The organism is Massilia sp. IC2-278, assembly GCF_020708045.1.
Lineage (GTDB): Bacteria > Pseudomonadota > Gammaproteobacteria > Burkholderiales > Burkholderiaceae_D > Telluria.
The window spans coordinates 1-18,501 of the sequence record NZ_JAJFES010000030.1; the positions used below are offsets into that span (position 1 = coordinate 1).

An 18,501-nucleotide genomic window follows, 5' to 3' on the forward strand; every position below is an offset into this window, starting at 1 on the left:
CCAGCGGCGGTGCCGACGGCGGCGGCGTTTCCGGTTTAACCCCCGGCTGCGCGGCCGTCTTGCTGACGGGCGCAGCGGGCCGGTCGCCGGGGGCGGCGAGGGACGTGCTCAGGCAGGACAGCAGGAAAAAGCTGGCGGCGCGTCGCATGGCTGTCGGCGCCGGCAGCAGCCGACAAGCGGGCCGCTGCCCACGCGCATCGAATGGTGGCTAGGGTGAGGCTATTCTGCCACCAGACCAGCCGAAGTGCAGGACCTTACAATTCTACAATTCGCCATCTTCCGCAACAGCCTCCGGCCACGTCATCATGTGGCCGAGCTTGGCCTGCTTGGTGTTCAGGTAGCTGTTGTTGAAGGCGTTGCGGTTGACCAGCAGCGGCACGCGCTCGGTGACGTCGATGCCGAGGCGGGTCAGGGCGTCGATCTTGCGCGGGTTGTTGGTCATCAGTTTTACCTGCTTGATGCCGAACTGTTCCAGCATCGGACGGCACAGCTCGTAGTTGCGCGCGTCGGCATGGAAGCCCAGCTGCAAATTGGCCTCGACCGTGTCGGCGCCGGCTTCCTGCAGGCGGTAGGCGCGGATCTTGTTCACCAGGCCGATGCCGCGGCCTTCCTGGCGCAGGTAGAGCAGGGCGCCGCGGCCTTCGGCCGCGATGCGCTTGAGCGCGCCTTCGAGCTGGGCGCCGCAGTCGCAGCGCTGCGAGAACAGCACGTCGCCGGTGAGGCATTCCGAGTGCACGCGCGCCAGCACCGGCTCGCCGTTGCCGATGTCGCCGAGCGCCATCACCAGGTGTTCCTTGCCCGTGGAGTGCTCGACAAAGGCGTGCAGCGTGAACTGGGCCCAGGGCGTTGGCAAGGCGCAGGACGTGACGTAGTCGAGCAGCGGTTCGGTGGTGGCTGGAGTGGCAGGCTGTGCGTGGTTGGACATTGCTGGGTCTTGGTGCGAATGGCTGTAGCCGGTAAGTATAAGAGATTTCCCGCCTTCCCGTGCGGCAGACGGCCCCGGCGCGGCCTGGCCGCTGTCGCCGGCCGCATCCGCGCCGTGTTACGCTTGCAGGACACTCGACATTGGGGCCCTATGGACCGCGCAACGAACGATCTCCCGCCAGTGCGCCCGCCCCGCAGCCGGCGCCGCTCGCTCGGCACCTGGCTGGCGCTGGCCTTTTCGCTGCTGTCGATCGTGCTGACCCTGCTGCTGGTGGAAGTGGTCGACATCGCCGCCACCGGGCAGGTGGAAACCAGCATCGGCCACGGCCTGCGCGAACTGGCCCTGCAAACCGCCGATAAACTCGACCGCGGCATGTTCGAGCGCTACCGCGAAGTGCGCCTGCTGGCCCAGCGCCGCGACCTGGCGCCCGGGAATGCCGCGCTGCCCGAGCGCCGCGCCGTGCTCGACGCCATCCAGGACACCTACGGTTTCTACGACTGGATCGGCATGGCCGGCATCGACGGCCGCGTGCAGGTGGCGGGACGCGGCCTGCTCGAAGGCGCCGACGTCGCGCAGCGGCCCTGGTTCCGCAATGCCCTGCGCGGCGTGAACGTGGGCGACGTCCACGAAGCCGTGCTGCTGGCGCGCGTGCTGCCGGCGCAGGCCGGTGAGCCGCGCCGCTTCGTCGATGTCGCTTTCCCTTACCTCGACCGCGAGGGCAAGGTCATCGGCGTGCTTGGCGCTCATTTGTCCTGGCAGTGGGCGCGCGCCGTCGAGCGCTCGGTGATGGCGCCGCTGGCCGCGCGCGGCGGCCGTGTCGAGGCCCTGATCGTCAGCAGCGCCGGCGCCGTCCTGCTGGGACCCAGAGATGTGCAGGGCCAGACCCTGGACCTGCCGAGCTTCCATGCGGCGCAAAAGCAGGACGCCGGCTTCCTGGTCGAACGCTGGCCGGACGGCCACTCCTACCTGGTCGGCTATGCGCGCAGCACGGGTTTCGAGAGCTATCCGGGGCTGGGCTGGACCGTGCTGGTGCGCCAGGCCGTGGACGACGCCTATGCCCCGGCGCTGCGCCTGCGCGAGCGCGCCCTGTGGAGCGGCATCGCGCTGGCGGTGCTGGTCTCGGTGGTCGGCGTGCTGGTGGCGCGCTACATCACGTGGCCGCTGGGCCAGCTGGTGCGCGAGGCCGGCCGTATCCGCAGCGGCGACAGCGTCCGGCTCGACAGCGCGAACAGCACTTACGTCGAGGTCGAACGCCTGTCGGAGACGCTGAACGCCCTGGTGGGCGACCTGGTGCGCGGGCGCGCCGAGATGCAGGGCCTGAACGCGAGCCTGGAAGCGCGGGTCGAGGCGCGCACGGCCGAACTGGAACGCGCGCTGGCGGCGGTGCAGGCCAGCGAACAGCGCGTCGGCGCCATCGTCGAGGCAGCCCAGGACGCCTTCCTGGGCGTGGACCTGCGCGGCCTGGTCACCGACTGGAACAGCGCGGCCGAGCGCATGTTCGGCTGGAAGCGCAGCGAAGTGCTGGGCTGGCCGATGGCCGAGATCATCGTGCCCCAGCGTTTCCGCGCCAGCACGGTGCGCGCCATCGACCAGTTCCGCGCCACCGGCCACAGCGTGCTGCTGGAAAAACGCGCCGAGCGCATCGTGATCAACCGCCAGGGCATCGAGTTCCCGATCGAGATGACGGCGGCCCTGGCCGGCGGCAGCGACGGCGTCTTCTTCGCCGTCTTCCTGCACGATATTTCCGAGCGCAAGAAGGTGGACCGCATGAAGAGCGAATTCGTCTCCACCGTCTCGCACGAACTGCGCACGCCCCTGACCTCGATCCGCGCCTCGCTGTCGATGCTGGCCGAAGGCATGGCCGGCGAGCTGCCGCCCGACGTGGCGCAGCTGGTGAACCTGGCCAACGACAGCAGCGAGCGCCTGGTGCGGCTGGTGAACGACGTGCTCGATTTGCAGAAAATCGAGGCCGGCGGCATGCAGTTCGAACGGCGCCCGCAACTGCTGCTGCCGGTGGCCGACCATGCGCTCGATTCGATGAAGGGTTATGCCGCCCAGCTGGGCGTGCAGCTGCGCCTGGAATGCAGCGAACCCGCGGTCGACCTCGCCGCCGCGATCGACCGCGACCGGCTGGTGCAGGTGCTGACCAATCTGCTGTCGAACGCCATCAAGTTTTCGCCGCGCGGCGGGACGGTGACGCTGGTGCTGGCCGAGCACGGACAATGCGCGCGCCTGGCCGTGCGCGACCAGGGCGCCGGGATTCCACCGGCCTTCCAGGCGCGCGTGTTCCAGCGCTTCGCGCAGGCGGATGGGGCGGATACGCGGCAGAAGGGCGGGACCGGGCTCGGTTTAAGTATTACCAAGAGCCTGGTGGAAGAGCATGGGGGGCGGATCGGGTTCGAGACGGCGGCGGGGGAAGGGACGACGTTCATCGTGGACTTGCCGCTGGTGCAGGGATAATGCCTGCACCTGTCCTTCCCCCCGCTACTCTGTCACCGCTCAGGCGCCGAACGCGCCATCGATGGTATGCATTGCGCCGGTCACGAAACCCGCTTCCGGTCCGGCGAGCCAGGCCACCATGCCTGCTACCTCTTCGGAACGGCCGTGGCGCTTGATTGCCATGAAGCTGTGCATCAGGTCCTTCATCGGGCCATTTTCCGGATTGGCGTCGGTATCGATCGGGCCCGGCTGCACCACGTTGATGGTGATGCCGCGCGGGCCAAAGTCCCGTGCCAGTCCGCGTGCCAGCCCTTGTAACGCGGACTTGCTCACCGCATACGACGCCATCCCGGGCAAGGGCATGCGGTCGCCGTTCACCGAGCCGATCACGATGATGCGCCCGCCTGCGGGCATCTGGCGCGCTGCTTCCACCGAGGCGTGGTAAGGCGCGTGAACATTAATGCGGAACAGGCGATCGACAGCATCCGGGTCCTGCTCCAGCGCATCGCCAAAGATGGCAATGCCGGAATTGACCACCAGGACATCCAGTGGACCACTCGCGCGTACCCGTTCGATGACTGCATCGCGGTCGGCGCTGTCCGTCATGAAGGCAGTGCTGCCGGTTTCGCTGGCAAGGCATTGCGCCGCGTCGGCCGACCCCGCGTAGGTGAATGCCACCTTGGCGCCATCGGCCGCAAAACGCCGTACGATGGCTGCACCGATGCCCCGGCTACCGCCAAGCACTAGCACCGATTTGTTCGTGAAATCCGTCATGACCGCTCCTTTCGATTTATGTAGCGGATGATACAATATGTCTTATCGCTGCTGTCAAGCATTTATGTAATCATGACTACAAATATTTCACCCACCCGTGGCCGGCCGCGCCAGTTCGATCTGGACGAGGCGCTGGCCACCGCTCAGCGCCTGTTCCATGAGAAAGGCTACGATGCGGTAAGCGTCGCTGACCTGACTGCGGCGCTCGGCATCAAGCCGCCCAGCTTTTACGCCGCGTTCGGTAGCAAGAGCGCGCTGTACATGCGGGTGCTGGATCGTTACGCCGTCACCGGCGCCGTTCCCCTGGTGCAAATATTGAAGGCCGACCGCCCGCTGGCGGTTTCGCTCGGGGAGATCCTGGTGCAGGCTGCCCGGATGTATGCGGCCGATGCCACCGCGACTGGCTGCATGGTATTGGAGGGCACGCGCTGTAGCGATGCGGAAGCGCGCAATGCTGCAAGCGGTTTCCACGTTGCCGCGCAAGACCTGATCCGGCACGCCATCGCCGAACACTATCCCGAGGACGCCGACCGGCTGGCGGATTTCGTCAGCACCACCATGGCCGGCCTCTCCGCCAGCGCCTGCCATGGGCAAAGCCTGGAACGGCTGCTGGCCACCGCGCAGCTGGCCGGCATGGCGATCGCGCAGGCGCTCGCAGCGAAATCGCGCGATTCGAATTGATGCGGCAGGCGGGCGCTCCGGAGGCTGCTTTCAGCGCCAGCCGTGCAGCGCAATCCCCGCAAATCCCGGCCAGGCATTGAGATCGCGCTCCAGCTCCGGCAGCAGCTTGCGCAATGCCGCCTTGTCGGCGTGGAAGCTGGTGGCGCTGCCGTCGAGCGTGCGCTCGCTGCTGAAGCGGTACAGCGAAGCGTTCGCCACCTTGGCCGGCTGGCGCAGCAGCACCAGCAGCGGCGCCGGCATCTCTTGCGCCTGTACCAGCAGCAGCTCGCCGGCTTCGTTCGCATCCGCGCGCACGTAACGGCGCTGGCGCTCGGGCGCCACGCGGCCCGCTTCCAGCGCGATGTGCACGCGCTTGCCGTGCCGCGCGGACCAGTCGAGGAAGGGCGCGGCGAAGCGGTAGATCTGGTCCGGCGCGGTGCGGTAATCCATCACCGCCAGGCCATCGGCCAGCCCGGCCAGGCCGTCGAGCAGGTCGGTCTTGTCCCACCACCAGAACGGCACCACGTATTCGATCGCCATGCCGCCGGCCGCTTCGCGCAGGGCGCGCGCCATCGCCAGGTATTCGCGGTCGCGGTCCGCCGGGGCCAGCACGGCGTCGGGCAGCAGGTAGGGCTCGACGTCGAACTGCATCGCGCGTAGGCGTTCCTGCGGCCCGGCTTCGCGGTTGTAGGCGGCAAAGGCGCGTGCGCGGTCGGCGGTGGCGGCGCGGTGATCCGGCAGCGCCATGTGCGGATCGCCCTCGACGCTGGTCACCGCGATCCCGGCCGCATGCGCCTTGCGCACGAACGCGCGCAGCGCGGCGGGATCGCGCACCTTGGCCCCGTCGAGCGTGACGACGATGAACAGTTCGCCGATGGTTTCGCTTTTGGCCCAGGCCAGCAACGCGTCGCCGCGTTCCATCCATTCGCTGCGGTCCCAGATCCAGGTGGCGCGCGGCGCCGGCTTTGCCGGGTCCGCCGCCGGTTCCAGCTGCAGGCTGTCGAGTTCGAGCGTTGCCGCCTCCTGCGGACAGAGGATCACGAACTGGCGAAAGCCGGCCCGGTCGAGACGCGCGGGCAGGGGCAGGCTGGCGCTGCGCGGCGCCGCAGCGGCGTCCAGCCGGCCCACGTCGTAGGAGGATTCGCGCGCAGCGGATACCGCATCCGCCGCCTGGACCGCAAAGCTGCCGCTGGCGGTATAGCCGACGCCGAGCGACACCGACGCCAGCGGCATGCGCCAGGCGCCGTCCAGCAGCACGCCGGCGGCGCGCGCGCCGGGCCGGCACACGATGCGCAGCTTGCCACGCGCATGCTCGACGCTCACCCGCTCCTCGATGCCGAAGGCGCGCGCGCGTGCATCTACCAGCAGGTTGGTCCGCAGCCGCATGATCTCGCGGCGCGGCGTGGCGTCAGCCGGATCGGGCTGCGGCAGCTCGTGGCTGTTTGGCTCGAAACGCTTGCCGCCGGGCGGCCCGTAGAGCAGGATGGTGTGCGCCGGCTTGTCGCGCGGCGCCAGCGGATACAGGGCCTCGACCTGGCTTGCGTCCACGCCGAGCGGCAGCGCGCGGCAGCCGGGAAGCTGCGCCCTGCTGCTCGCCACGACCACGGTCTCGCCGGGTCCGGGCAGGGCGGCGCGCGGCGCATCGGATGGCGCTGCGGAGGCGGGGCAGACCTGCAGCCAGGCCGCGTGGGCGGAAGTCGTCATCAGGAGCAGCGCCGCGGCGAACAGGGGCTTCATGGCGCACTGCCCGGCGTCTGGCCTGGTGGCCGGCCGGACGGCGATTCGGCCGGCGGCACGGGCGTGGCGCCGGGCACCGCGCGCGGACCGCTTTCGACGCCCTTGCGCTTCATCGCGCCCCAGCTGGCTTCCTTTTGAATCAGCCAGCGCCACAGCCCGATCAGGCGCCACCAGGTGTTCAGCTGGCGGTAACCCAGGTTCTCCAGGATCACCACCAGCCCGAGCAGCAGCAATTGCTTGCCGCGCGGGTAGAGGTGGAAGGACATCTCTTCCAGCATCAGCCCCGAGGCCGACAGCAAAATGCCCAGCCCCAGCGCCACGAACAGGAAGGCGCCAAAGGCTTCCCAGGAAATCAGCCCGGTGAGGAAGGCATACACCATGTAGATGTAGCCGCCCAGTTCGATCACCGGCCCCAGCCACTCGAAGAACAGCATGAAGGGGAAGGCTACCCAGCCCGGAACGCCGCCGTTGCGGGAGAATAGCAGGCCCCAGTTGGCGTGCAGGCTTTCTGCCAGGCCGCGCTGCCAGCGCACGCGCTGGTTCTTCAGCGTGGCCAGGTCCTCGGGCGCCTCGGTCCAGCATACCGGGTCGGGCACGAACTCGATGCGGTAAGGCTGGCGCTTCGCGCGCAGCGTGCGGTGCATGCGCACCACCAGTTCCATGTCTTCGCCGATGGTGTCCGGGCGGTAGCCGCCGGCCAGCACCACGGCGTCCTTGCGGAAGATGCCGAAGGCGCCGGAGATGATCAGCATGCCGTTCAGCGCCGACCAGCCCAGGCGCCCGAACAAAAAGGCGCGCAGGTATTCGACCACCTGGAACAGCGCCAGGAAGCTGCGCGGCAGGCCCACGCGGGTAAGGAAGCCGCCGCTGATCTCGCAGCCGTTGGCCACGCGCACGGTGCCGCCGGTGGCCACCACCGTCGGGTCGCGCAGGAAGGGTTCGGTCACCTTGGCCAGGCTGTCGCGCTGCAGGATGGAGTCGGCGTCGACGCCGCAGAACAGCGGGTAGCGCGAGGCGTTGATGCCGGCGTTCAGGGCGTCGGCCTTGCCGCCGTTGGCCTTGTCGATCACGCGCACGTTCGGGTAGCGCGTGGAACGGTAGATCTGGCGCACCTCCTGGGTTGGGAGCTGGCGCCGGTAGGCTTCAGGGAAGGGCAGCAGGGCGAACTCGCGCTTGAGCACCTCCAGCGTGTTGTCCTTCGAGCCGTCGTTGACGACGATGATCTCGAATTCGGCATAGGTCAGCTGCAGCATCGAGCGGATCGAGGCGGCGATGGTCGCTTCCTCGTTGTACGCGGGCACCAGGATGCTGACCGGCGGCTCCAGGCCGGAATAGGCGCGCGGCAGCTCGCCGATGAATTCTTCCTGGCCCTTGCGGTACAGCGAGCGCAGCGAAAACAAATTCAGCAGCAGGTAGCCGCCGTTCAGCAGCACGAAGAAGGCGAGCACGAACCAGGTGACAAAGGCGACCAGCAGGCTGTCGGTGTTCATGCGGCCAGGCTTTCGGCCATCGCCTGGCCCAGCATGTCGGCCGCGAAGCGGTCGGTGAGCGAGGCGCGCAGGGCCTCGAGGTCGGCGCTTGACAGCGCCGGCAGTTCCAGCAGCGCCTGGGCCGCGCGGTAGCGCACCCACCACTGGGCGTCGCCGAGCAGGGCGGCCAGGCGCGCGGCGTCGGACCGTTCGCCGACGCGGCCCAGGGCGCGCGCGGCCTGCACCCGCACCTGCCAGTCTTCGTGCGCCAGCAGCGCGCGCACCTCGGCGATGGTGTCGGGCGTGCGCACGCCGCGCAGGGCGGCGATCACCACCGGCATGGCATCGCTGCGCAGGGCGCCGGCCAGCATCCCCGCCGGCAGGCTCACGTGCAGGGCTTCGGCGATGCGCAGGGCGCGCGGCAGGCGCGCGGCGTCCAGCTGCGGCAGATGGCGCGCCAGCGCGGCGCCGGCCGGCTCGCTCGCCTGTTGCAGGATGCCGGCCGCCAGCGACAGCGCCCAGTCTTCGCGTGCGATGAACAGCGGGACCATGTAGTCGGCCGCCGCCTGCGGGTCGATCCGCACCAGCGCCCAGAGGGCGGTCAGCGAGACCGTGTCGTCGGGCGACTCGGCCATGCGCATCAGTGCCAGCCAGGCTTCGCGGTCGTGCAGGTGGCCCAGCACCAGCGCGGCCAGCAGGCGCGCCGGGCGGGCGCCGCGCGCCAGCAGGGTGCGCGCGTAGACGTCGATGCCGGCGCGGCGCGCCACCTCGTTCAGCGATTCGTTGGCTTCGCCGCGCAGCGAACCCTGCAGGTGGGCCCACAGGCGCAGGAAGGGCAGGCGCTCACCGTGGCGCAGCGCCGGCAGGGTGTCCGGGATATCGCCGACGATGGCGGCGTTCAGCACCGGGCGCCAGCGCGCCAGGGCCCGCGCTTCGCCGCGCTGGCGGCGGCGCAGGCCGACGCGCATGGCGATGATCTGCAGGCCGAGCAGCAGGGTCAGCAGCAGCGCGGCGAGGCCGGTCCAGATCGCGGCGGTGATGAAGATGTCGGAATGGCCCGTGGGGGTGAGGAAGGAAGCCTGCACGTCGGTATGAAAAGCGCGCCTTGCAGCCTCAGGCCCCGGTGCGCAGGAAGCGGCGCACGCGGGCCAGCAGTTCCTGGGGCTGGAAGGGTTTGATGACGAAGTCGTTGGCGCCGGCGTCGAGCGCGCGCACGGTGTCGCGCTCGGTGTTCTTGGCGGTCAGCATCAGCACCGGCACTTCGCGCCAGGCGGCCTGGGCGCGGATCAGGGCCACGATCTCGAAGCCGTCGACATAGGGCAGCATCACGTCGAGCAGCACCAGGCCCGGCGGGCCGTTGGCGGCGATGTAGTCGCTGGCGGCGCGGCCGTCGGCCATGTGCGTCACTTGGTAACCCTGGCGTTCCAGCATGAAGCGCAGGACCTGGGAAATGTGTTCGTCGTCCTCGACGACGAGGATGCTGGCGCTGAGAATGTCGGTCGGCATGCTGGATCGGAAAGCTTTGAGTAAGAGCAATTATATCGAAGCGTACCCCGGGCCGGTACGGACAGAGGCCGGGCACGGCAACGACTATAGGTCAGGTACGCGGGCGCTGGCGCAGCGGATCGAGCAGGCCGCGCAGGTCGTTGTGAGCGAGCTCGTACATCAGTTCCAGCAATTCGCCCAGTTCACCGCGCGGAAAGCCTTCGCGCGCGAACCAGCCCAGGTAATGGCCGGGCAGGTCGGCGATCTTGCGGCCCTCATATTTACCGTAGGGCATCTCGCGGGTCAGCAGCAGGGACAGGTGTTCGGGTTTCATCGTGGCGGGACTTTAGCAAATCTTTCAGAAGATGTAGCATTAAAACTACTGGGAGATTGCCATGGACACCGATTTCAACCTCGACCGCTTCGTCGCCGCGCAAGACCCGGTCTACTCCGACGTGCTGGCCGAGCTGCGCACCGGCCACAAGCACACGCACTGGATGTGGTTCATCTTTCCGCAAATCGAAGGACTGGGCAGCAGCGAGATGGCGCGCAGGTACGCGATCCGTTCGGAAGACGAAGCCGCCGCCTACCTCGCGCACCCGGTGCTGGGGCCGCGCCTGCGCGAATGCGCGCGCCTGGTCGCTACCCACGCCGACCGCGACATCGGCGACATCTTCGGCAGCCCGGACGACCGCAAGTTCCATTCCTCGATGACCTTGTTCGCCGACGTGGCGCCCGACGAAGCCGTGTTCCAGACCTGCCTCGACATCTTCTTCGATGGCGAGGCCGATGCGGCGACGATGGCGCGCGTGTGAATGCTTTTACGTATTGAAGTCGATGCGAACGGGGAGCCGCGGCGGCTGCCAGCGGTAGAGCGGATCGAACACGTCGTGGCCCGGCTGGTCGCCCTGCCATTCGATGCCGAGCAGGTTCGTCAGGCTGTGCGCCAGCCAGTCGCCGCGTACCGGTAGCGTCAGGCTCGAACCCGGCGCCGTGTCCTGGTAGGAGCTCCACACCATCAGCGGAATCCGGTAGCCGTCGGGCGTAGTGGCGCTGTGGCCGGCGCGGTCGATCGTGTGGCCGACTTCCTGGCCGTGGTCCGACAGGTACACCCACATCTGCTTGCCCGGCGCGTGGCGGCTCAGGTCGAGCGTGGCCGCCACCGTGGCGTCGTGGTAGCGCACCGCCGAATCGTACTGGTTGCGCATGGCGCGCAGCCAGGCTGGGCGGCCCTGCTGGCGCAGGCGGGCGTCGACGCCGTCGGCGGCATCAAGGAAGGGGCGCATGCCGGCCGGGTGGCGCATCGCGTAGTCGGGGTGCAGGCCCAGCATGTGCACCACGATCAGCTTGCGCGGCGCCTTGTCCGCCAGGGCAGTGCGCATCACCGGCAGCACGTGCTCGTCGAGGGCTTCCGAGCCGCGCCCCGGCTTGCGGTTCAGGATCTCGACGGTGTCGGCCAGGCGCGCATGCTCCTGCTCGATGGCGAGGTCGTTGTGGTTGCTGATCCACCAGGTGCGGTAACCTGCGGCACGCGCCAGCGCCAGCAGGTGCACGCGCCGGCTGGACTCCGGCGCGCCGAAATAAAACAAATTGCGCAGGGCCGGCACCGTGGACGCGTTCACCGACCAGGCGTGGCGGAACACTTCCATGCGCTCGCCCAGTTCGCGCTGGCGTGCGGACAGTGTCGGCGAGGTGGGGCGCGCATAGCCATAGCTGCTCATGTTATTCCGGTTCATGCTTTCGCTGATCACCAGCACCAGGGTGTCGGGGCTGTCTGCGGCCAGGGTCGGGGCTAGCCGCTTCGCCGCCGCCAGCAGGCGCTGGCGCTGGGCGTCCATCTGCCCCCATTCGCGGCGCAAATCACCGATGTCCTGGGCCCACTGCGGCCAGAACAGGACCGGGTGATGGCGGCGCCAGGGCTTGCTGGCGAGCGAACCGACGATCAGCGCCAGCATCAGCACGGCAATCGCGATGCGCCAGCCGCGCGGCTCGGGCAGGCGCGGCGGATGGCGCCACCAGAGGCGGATGCCCCAGGCCAGCAGGCTTGAACAGAGCAGGGCGAACAGCGACCATTCGAGCATGTCGCGCCAGTACATGGCCGCGAATTCGCGCGATTCGCCCGGCGTGGTGTTGGCGACGGCGCTCAGCACCATCGAGCTGTTCGGCAGGGCGTCGTAGCAGGCCAGCAGGAAGCCGCGCACGGCGCCGTCGACGACGAAGGCCAGGCCGAGGCCCAGGCAAAGCCAGCCCTGCAAGCGGCGCCGGGGCGCGCTGCGCAGCGGCCACCACAGCCAGAACCAGCCGGGCAGGGCCAGCACCAGCACTTGCCAGGCGCGGGCGCCGGCATGGCCGGCATGGACCGCGGCCAGCAGCGCCATGAAGGGTAAGAGCAGGGGCAGGGATGCCTTCAGCACCTGGCGCGGCTGGCCGGGGGTAGTCTGGTCGGAAGACGGACAGGGGCGGAAACGGGAGCGGAAACGGGAGCGGACTACGACATGCTGCGGAGGGTTCATGCGGACTCGGGCTCAAGCTTGCAACGGGGAAATTTCTTTTCTCGGCGGCGAGTGTATCGGCATGCGCGTGAAGTTTTCGTTAAGGCCTGGAAATATTCGCCAGCATGGCTGCTTTGACATGCGTGCGGAAAGGGGGCTTGTTGTGCGTATAATCCGCGAAGCTATTCATCAATTTTTAGAAATCAACAATTCATGGCTTCATCTTCCGACAACATCAGCATGGCCGTGTTCTGCGACTTCGAGAACGTCGCCCTCGGCGTGCGCGATGCGAACTACGAAAAATTCGACATCAAGCCGGTCCTCGAGCGCCTGCTCCTGAAAGGCAGCATCGTCGTCAAGAAAGCCTACTGCGACTGGGAACGCTACAAGGGCTTCAAGTCGACCATGCACGAAGCGAACTTCGAACTGATCGAAATCCCGCACGTGCGCCAGTCCGGCAAGAATTCTGCCGACATCCGCCTGGTCGTGGACGCGCTCGACCTCTGCTACACCAAGTCGCACGTGAACACCTTCGTGATCATCAGCGGCGACTCCGACTTTTCGCCACTGGTATCGAAACTGCGCGAAAACAACAAGCAGGTGATCGGCGTGGGCGTGAAGCAGTCGACCTCCGACCTGCTGGTGGCGAACTGCGACGAATTCATCTTCTACGACGACCTGGTGCGCGAAGTGCGCCGCGCCGCCGCCAAGCGCAAGGAAGAATCGGAAGCGCGCAAGGCCCAGCCGCAATCGCGCCGCCCGAGCGACGACAAGCGCAAGGAAGAACTCGAAGTGCGCAAGGTGCAAGCCCTGGAAATGGTGGTCGAGACCTTCGACGCCCTGGTGTCGGAACGCGGCGACACCGGCAAGATCTGGGCCTCGCTGCTGAAAGACACCCTGAAGCGCCGCCGTCCGGAATTCTCCGAGGTGTACTACGGTTTCCGCACCTTCGGCAATCTGCTGGAAGAAGCGCAGGTGCGCGGCCTGTTCGAATTCGGCCGCGACGAGAAGTCGGGCACGTATGTGTACCGCAGCAGCGGTGCCACGCCGGCCGCCCCGGCAGACGTGGCGGCGTCAGCCGAGACCGCGCCGCTGGACCTGGCCGCACAGGCCGGCGAAACGGTTGCGCAGGCAGCGGCACCGGAAGAAACCCGTGGCGAAGGCCGCCGCCGTGGCGGCCGTGGCCGCAAGGGCCCGGCGCGCAACGAGGCGCCGATGGTGGCCGTGACGCCGGACGAAGTCGCCCAGCTGGAAGCGGGTGGGCAGGCATGGCCCGAGCCTGCGCCGCTCGTGCCGGCCGAGCAGGCCGAGCCGGTGGCAGCCGACACCCCTGCTGCGCCGGCCGACGCCGCTCCGGCAGCCGAGCCGGCAGCCGAGCCGACGCCGGAAGCGGCGCCGGCCGAGGAAGCACCGGCCAAGCCGCTGAAGGAACGCCGCCGCACGCCGCGCAAGCCGGCCGCCAAGAAAGCGGCCGCCGCTGCCGAAGGCGATGCCGCAGCCGCCGAGCTGGCGCCGCTGGGTGTGGCGCAGGATGCCGCCGCAGCCCCGGCCGCAGCGCAGGAAGCGCAGCAAGCGCAGCCACAGGAATTGCCGCCAGCCGAAGGCGCCGCCGCCGAGGCACTGGGCGCACTCTTGCCGGAAGCAGCGATTCCGGCAATCGGCGAGAATGGAGACAATGCTGTGGAAGCGAACCAGGCCGACGCAACGGCCGAAGGCGCCAAGCCTGCGCGCAAGAAGGGCGCCAAGCCCGCGCACAAGGCGCCAGCCCGCAAGCCGGCCACGCGCAGCCGCCGTCCGGCCAAGCCGAAGGCGGACAACGCGTAAGGCAGGGCGGGCCACGGCATGGTGGCGCCGCGCCGGGGCAACCCGGTGCGGCGCCGTGGTCAACCTTGTTCGTTCGCGGTGAAAGGCCTGCCATGCGTGTACTTGCCGGATTCCCGACCCTGTTCGCTGTTTCCCTCCTTGCCGCCGCGCCGGCTGCATCGGCCGCACCGCCGGCGCCGGCGCCTTCGCATCCCATCCTCGGCATCTGGAAGCTCTCGCTGCCCACCCTGCGCTGCTCCGAAACCTACCGCTTCCGCGGCGACGGCACCACGCTCGTCACCAGCGCCGAGGAAGTGTCGGAAAGCGAATTCAGCATCCCCGACAAGCCCAGCGACAAGGGCTTCTACAAGCTCGAAGACCGCATCGTGAAGGACAACGGCAAGAAGGACTGTTCCGGCGAAATTATGAAGGTCGGCACCCGGGCCACGAATTTCGTGCGCTTCCATCCTTCGGGCGGCTTGTTCCTGATGTGTACCGATGAGTCGATGGAGGCCTGCATCGGGCCGTTCGAGCGGGTTGAGGGCGAAGAGGCGTAAGGTTTCCGACCTTGCCGTTCGTAGGGTGGGCACCTGTGCCCACGCGGTACAACGGTTGATCATCGATTGCCACCAGATCATCGGCGCCGTGTACCAACCGGTGATACCGCGTGGGCTCGAGAGCCCACCCTACAAACTTTTCGCGGCTTTTCGATTGATCACGAGTTCTAACCGCGTGGACACAGGTGTCCACCCTACAAAAGCAAAAGCCAGGGTGACCGGCTGATAGTTCTAGGTGTATATTGCTGGGCGAAACGACAACACCTCGGATTGACATGTCACCGGCTCTACTGTTCTGCATCCTGATCGGCTATTTCGCGCTCCTGCTCGGCGTGGCCTGGGCAACCTCCCGCAACGCCAACAACGACAGCTTTTTCATCGGTAACAAAAGCAGCAACTGGATGCTGGTCGCCTTTGGCATGGTCGGCACCACGCTGTCCGGCGCCACCTTCATCAGCGTGCCCGGCGCGGTCGGCAAGGATGCCTTCGGCTATGGCCAGATCCTGATCGGCTACGTGATCGGCTACATCGCCGTTGCCTACATCCTGCTGCCCCTCTACTACCGCCTGAAACTCACCTCGATCTACCACTACCTCGACGTGCGCCTGGGCCGCCGCGCCTACCAGAGCGGGGCAGGGTTCTTCATCATCTCGCGCCTGCTTGGCTCCACCGCGCGGCTCTACCTGGTCGTCAACATCCTGCAAGCCATCATCCTCGACAGCCTCGGCATCCCGTTCTGGCTGACGACGCTGGTGATCCTGGGCATGATTTTGATGTATACCTACCAGGGCGGCGTGAAGACCATCGTCTGGACCGATACCCTGCAAACGAGTTGCATGCTGTTCGGCCTGTTCGCCTGCGTCTGGTTCCTGCTCGACCAGCTCGGCATGTCAATGACCGAGAGCCTGGACGCCATGCAGTCGCAAGGCCTGGCACGCATCTTCACCCTCGACGTCGACAGCCCGAACTTCTGGATGAAGCAGATCGTGGCCGGCATCTTCATCGTGCTGACCATGACCGGCATGGACCAGGAAATGATGCAGAAAACGATTTCCGTGAAAACGCTGAAGGATTCGCAGAAGAACCTGCTGAGCCTGACCGCGGTGCTGGTGGTCGTGCTGTCCGCCTTCCTGTTCCTCGGCGGCCTGCTTTACCTGTATGCGCCGAGCGTTGGCGTACTGGCGACCGGCGACAAGATCTTCCCGGCCGTGGTGATGGGCCACTTGCCCGCCGCGGTGCAGATCATCTTCCTGATCGCCCTGGTCTCGGCCCTGTTCCCCAGCGCCGACGGCGCGATTACCGCGCTCACTTCCACCTTCTGCATCGACATCCTCGGCATCAAGCGCCGCCCGGACCTGAGCGTCGAACGCCAGGAAGGGCTGCGCCGCCACGTCCACCTCGGCTTTGCCGCGCTGTTCCTGTTGCTGGTGATGGGCTTCAAGTGGATCGACGAGCCGAGCATGATCGTGATCATCCTGAAGCTGGCGGCCTACACCTATGGCCCGCTGCTCGGCCTGTTCGCCTTTGGCATGCTCACGCGCCGCACACTGACCGACCGCCTGGTGCCGTACGTGACGATCGGCGCCCCGCTTCTTTGTGCACTGCTTGAGCACTATCAACAGTATCTGCTGGGCAATTATCGCCTGGGCCTTGAACTGCTGATCCTGAATGGCATACTCGTATTCGCCGGTTTGTTCGCCATTTCCCGGAAAGAGGCAATCAACAACACCGTTGTCGCCGCCTGAGGTCCAGGCGCACGTCACAATGCATCACGTCCAACCCTTTTAGCGGAGTCCCGATGTCCTTCAAGCCCTTGTCTTCCCTGCGCCGCGGTATCGGCGTGCTCTGGCGCGGTCTCGACGCCACGCGCCGCTTCGTGCTGAACCTGTTCTTCCTGCTGATCGTGATCCTGCTCCTGGTCGCCATCTTCAGCGGCGGCGCCAAGCCGCTGGCGGCCAAGACCTCGCTGGTGCTGGAACTGCGCGGCGACCTGGCCGAGCAGAACACCGGCAGCTTCAGCGATACCCTGGTCGGCAGCATCGGCGGCGAAACCCGCCGCACCATCCAGCTGCGCGACTTGCTGACCGTGCTGAACGCGGCGGCCAAGGACGACAACATCAGCAGTGTGGTGCTGCTGCTCGACGAAATGGACGGCGGCGGCCTGGCCCAGCTGCGCGAAGTGGGCGCCGCGATCGACCGCGTGAAGGCGGCCGGCAAGCGCGTGGTGGCCTGGGGCGGCAGCTACGACCAGAAGCGCTACCTGCTGGCCTCGCACGCCAACGAGGTCTACGTGCACCCGATGGGCATGGTGATGATCGAAGGCTTCGGCCGCCACCGCAACTACTACCGCGACGCCCTCGACAAGCTGGGCGTGACGGTCAACCTGATCAAGGTCGGCACCTACAAGAGCGCGGCCGAGCCGTATATCTCCAACGCGCCGTCGCAGGCGGCGCTGGAAGCCGACACCTATCTGTACGGCGACCTGTGGAACAACTACACCGCCCAGGTCGAGAAGAACCGCAAGCTAGCGGCTGGCAGCATCGCGCGCGGCATCGACCAGCTGCCGCAACTGATGGAAGCGGCCGGCGGCAGCGCCGCCCAGGTGGCGCTGAACCAGAAGTTGGTGGACGGCATCAAGACCAAGGACGAAGTGCGCGCCATGATGATCAAGCGCGGCGCATTCGACGAATCGATCGACTCCTTCCGCCAGGTCTCGTTCAACGACTACCTGGGGCGCAATCCGCAGCCGGTGCTGGGCGACGCGGTCGGCGTGATCGTGGCCGAGGGCGAGATCACCGACGGCCAGGGCGGGCCTGGCGTGATCGGCGGCGTCTCCACCGCCAACCAGATCCGCCGCGCACGCGAGGACGACCAGATCAAAGCGCTGGTGCTGCGCGTCGATTCCCCTGGCGGCAGCGCCTACGGCTCGGAACTGATCCGGCGCGAGCTGGAACTCACGCGCGCCGCCGGCAAGCCGGTCGTGGTCTCGATGGGCAACGTGGCGGCGTCCGGTGGCTACTGGATCTCGATGGCGGCCGACGAAGTCATCGCCGACCCGGCCACCATCACCGGTTCGATCGGCGTGTTCGCCATCCTGCCGACCGCCGACAAGGTGGCCGACAAGCTGGGTGTGCGTACCGGCGGCTACACCACCACCTGGCTGGCCGACGCCTACAACCCGCTGCGCCCGATGGACCCGCGCTTCACCCAGCTGATCCAGTCCAGCATCAACAACGTGTATAAGGAGTTCACTACCAAGGCCGCCGTGGCGCGCAAGACCAGCGCCGCGAAGATCGACGAAGTGGGGCAGGGCCGGGTCTGGACCGGCGCCCAGGCCAAGGAACGCGGCCTGGTCGACACCCTGGGCAGCTATGGCGACGCGCTGCGCTCGGCCGCCAAGCGCGCCAAGCTGGGCGACGACTTCCGCATCTCCTACGTCGAGCGTCCGGGCTCGAAGTTCGAGCGCTTCCTGGAAATGATGGGCGCCTCGACCCAGACCGCCGTCAACATCCAGGTGAAGCTGGGCATGCTGCCCGACGCGCTGCCGGCCGGCGCGGTGGCCGGCGTGGCGAAAGACCTGGGCTGGCTGAACGAACTGGCCGACGGCAAGAAACCGTTTGCCGCGGTCACGCACTGCCTATGCGAACTGCCGTGAGCATGGGGGCTGCGCAGTGAATTTGTAACGGCTGTTACAAATGGCGGAAGCGGGCGCTGGAGATTTCAGCGCCCGTTTTCGTTTACGCCTGCGGCTAACTTCGCGCTTCGTTCGGCGATCTGTGTTAAACGGCGTAAAGACAAAAGAAACATGGGCTCCGCACGGGCTGATGGCGCGCAGATGACACGCCTGGACACGCTGAGCTATGTACGTTACGAAACATTCACTTGCACTGCTCCATGCTACATTCCAAGCTGATTCATTGTGCATTTGTCAGCAGGTCCCCGTACAACAAGGATAAGCATGGATTCTCCCGTTTCGCCCAACAAGCCAGCTCTCACCCAGCCTCAGCCACGTCCGCAGCGCAGCCGCCTGGTCGGCAGCATCGTCGCCATCCTGGCCATGATCGCGCTGGGCGCCCTGGCCTGGTACCTCACCCACCGCACGCCGGAAGGTGCGGGCGGCCCCGGCGCGGCGGACGTGGCTGAGGCTGGGTGAGAGCTGG

Annotated in this window: 16 protein-coding genes; 8 read left to right on the top strand and 8 right to left on the bottom strand. The window is 67.3% G+C overall.

Annotated features, from left to right (window positions below; all coding sequences use genetic code 11):
- Nucleotides 1-262: 262 nt before the first annotated feature.
- Nucleotides 263-925 carry a GTP cyclohydrolase II gene (ribA, locus tag LK540_RS24495; protein WP_229440019.1) on the bottom strand — a complete coding sequence of 221 codons (663 nt, stop codon included), beginning with the start codon at nt 923-925 and terminating at the stop codon, nt 263-265.
- Between the two features lie 180 nt (nt 926-1,105).
- On the opposite strand from ribA, the gene LK540_RS24500 reads away from it, so the two are divergent.
- Nucleotides 1,106-3,385, top strand: coding sequence for an ATP-binding protein (locus LK540_RS24500; RefSeq protein ID WP_229440020.1), 2,280 nt, complete (start codon nt 1,106-1,108; stop codon nt 3,383-3,385).
- Nucleotides 3,386-3,424: 39 nt separating this feature from the next.
- On the opposite strand, the gene bdcA is transcribed toward LK540_RS24500, so the two are convergent.
- Nucleotides 3,425-4,138 (bottom strand): SDR family oxidoreductase, encoded by a 714-nt coding sequence (gene bdcA / locus LK540_RS24505; protein WP_229440021.1) that lies wholly within the window; start codon nt 4,136-4,138, stop codon nt 3,425-3,427.
- Nucleotides 4,139-4,210: 72 nt separating this feature from the next.
- On the opposite strand from bdcA, the gene LK540_RS24510 reads away from it, so the two are divergent.
- Nucleotides 4,211-4,819, top strand: coding sequence for a TetR/AcrR family transcriptional regulator (locus LK540_RS24510; protein ID WP_229440022.1), 609 nt, complete (start codon nt 4,211-4,213; stop codon nt 4,817-4,819).
- 30 nt (nt 4,820-4,849) lie between these two features.
- Here the strand turns inward: LK540_RS24510 and LK540_RS24515 are convergent, their stop codons facing one another.
- The 5 genes from LK540_RS24515 to LK540_RS24535 form a co-directional block, all read right to left on the bottom strand.
- Nucleotides 4,850-6,535 carry a hypothetical protein gene (locus tag LK540_RS24515; protein WP_229440023.1) on the bottom strand — a complete coding sequence of 562 codons (1,686 nt, stop codon included), beginning with the start codon at nt 6,533-6,535 and terminating at the stop codon, nt 4,850-4,852.
- Entirely contained in the window at nt 6,532-8,025 is a 1,494-nt protein-coding gene (locus LK540_RS24520) for a glycosyltransferase family 2 protein (RefSeq protein ID WP_229440024.1), read from the bottom strand. Before LK540_RS24520 ends, LK540_RS24515 begins: the two co-directional genes overlap by 4 nt.
- Nucleotides 8,022-9,089 carry a HEAT repeat domain-containing protein gene (locus LK540_RS25370; RefSeq protein ID WP_229440025.1) on the bottom strand — a complete coding sequence of 356 codons (1,068 nt, stop codon included), beginning with the start codon at nt 9,087-9,089 and terminating at the stop codon, nt 8,022-8,024. Before LK540_RS25370 ends, LK540_RS24520 begins: the two co-directional genes overlap by 4 nt.
- Before the next feature lie 28 nt (nt 9,090-9,117).
- The gene (locus LK540_RS24530) at nt 9,118-9,510 is read right to left on the bottom strand and encodes a response regulator transcription factor (protein WP_229440026.1); all 393 of its coding nucleotides are present in this window, start codon (nt 9,508-9,510) and stop codon (nt 9,118-9,120) included.
- A gap of 91 nt (nt 9,511-9,601) precedes the next feature.
- Nucleotides 9,602-9,823, bottom strand: coding sequence for a DUF3820 family protein (locus tag LK540_RS24535; RefSeq protein WP_229440027.1), 222 nt, complete (start codon nt 9,821-9,823; stop codon nt 9,602-9,604).
- 61 nt (nt 9,824-9,884) lie between these two features.
- On the opposite strand from LK540_RS24535, the gene LK540_RS24540 reads away from it, so the two are divergent.
- Entirely contained in the window at nt 9,885-10,304 is a 420-nt protein-coding gene (locus tag LK540_RS24540; RefSeq protein WP_229440028.1) for a DUF1810 domain-containing protein, read from the top strand.
- Between the two features lie 6 nt (nt 10,305-10,310).
- On the opposite strand, the gene LK540_RS24545 is transcribed toward LK540_RS24540, so the two are convergent.
- Nucleotides 10,311-12,002, bottom strand: a complete 1,692-nt coding sequence (locus LK540_RS24545; RefSeq protein ID WP_229440029.1) for a phosphoethanolamine transferase — start codon at nt 12,000-12,002, stop codon at nt 10,311-10,313.
- Nucleotides 12,003-12,194: 192 nt separating this feature from the next.
- Between LK540_RS24545 and LK540_RS24550 the strand changes: the two genes are divergently transcribed.
- The 5 genes from LK540_RS24550 to LK540_RS24570 all read left to right on the top strand — a co-directional run bounded on the left by LK540_RS24550 (nt 12,195) and on the right by LK540_RS24570 (nt 18,494).
- Entirely contained in the window at nt 12,195-13,805 is a 1,611-nt protein-coding gene (locus tag LK540_RS24550; RefSeq protein WP_229440030.1) for an NYN domain-containing protein, read from the top strand.
- Nucleotides 13,806-13,897: 92 nt separating this feature from the next.
- Nucleotides 13,898-14,341 (top strand): hypothetical protein, encoded by a 444-nt coding sequence (locus LK540_RS24555; protein ID WP_229440031.1) that lies wholly within the window; start codon nt 13,898-13,900, stop codon nt 14,339-14,341.
- 275 nt (nt 14,342-14,616) lie between these two features.
- Entirely contained in the window at nt 14,617-16,086 is a 1,470-nt protein-coding gene (locus LK540_RS24560; RefSeq protein ID WP_229440032.1) for a sodium:solute symporter, read from the top strand.
- Between the two features lie 53 nt (nt 16,087-16,139).
- On the top strand, nt 16,140-17,996 hold the full coding sequence (gene sppA, locus LK540_RS24565; RefSeq protein WP_229440033.1) for a signal peptide peptidase SppA: 1,857 nt from the start codon (nt 16,140-16,142) through the stop codon (nt 17,994-17,996).
- Between the two features lie 303 nt (nt 17,997-18,299).
- Nucleotides 18,300-18,494 carry a hypothetical protein gene (locus LK540_RS24570; protein WP_229440034.1) on the top strand — a complete coding sequence of 65 codons (195 nt, stop codon included), beginning with the start codon at nt 18,300-18,302 and terminating at the stop codon, nt 18,492-18,494.
- Nucleotides 18,495-18,501: the final 7 nt, after the last annotated feature.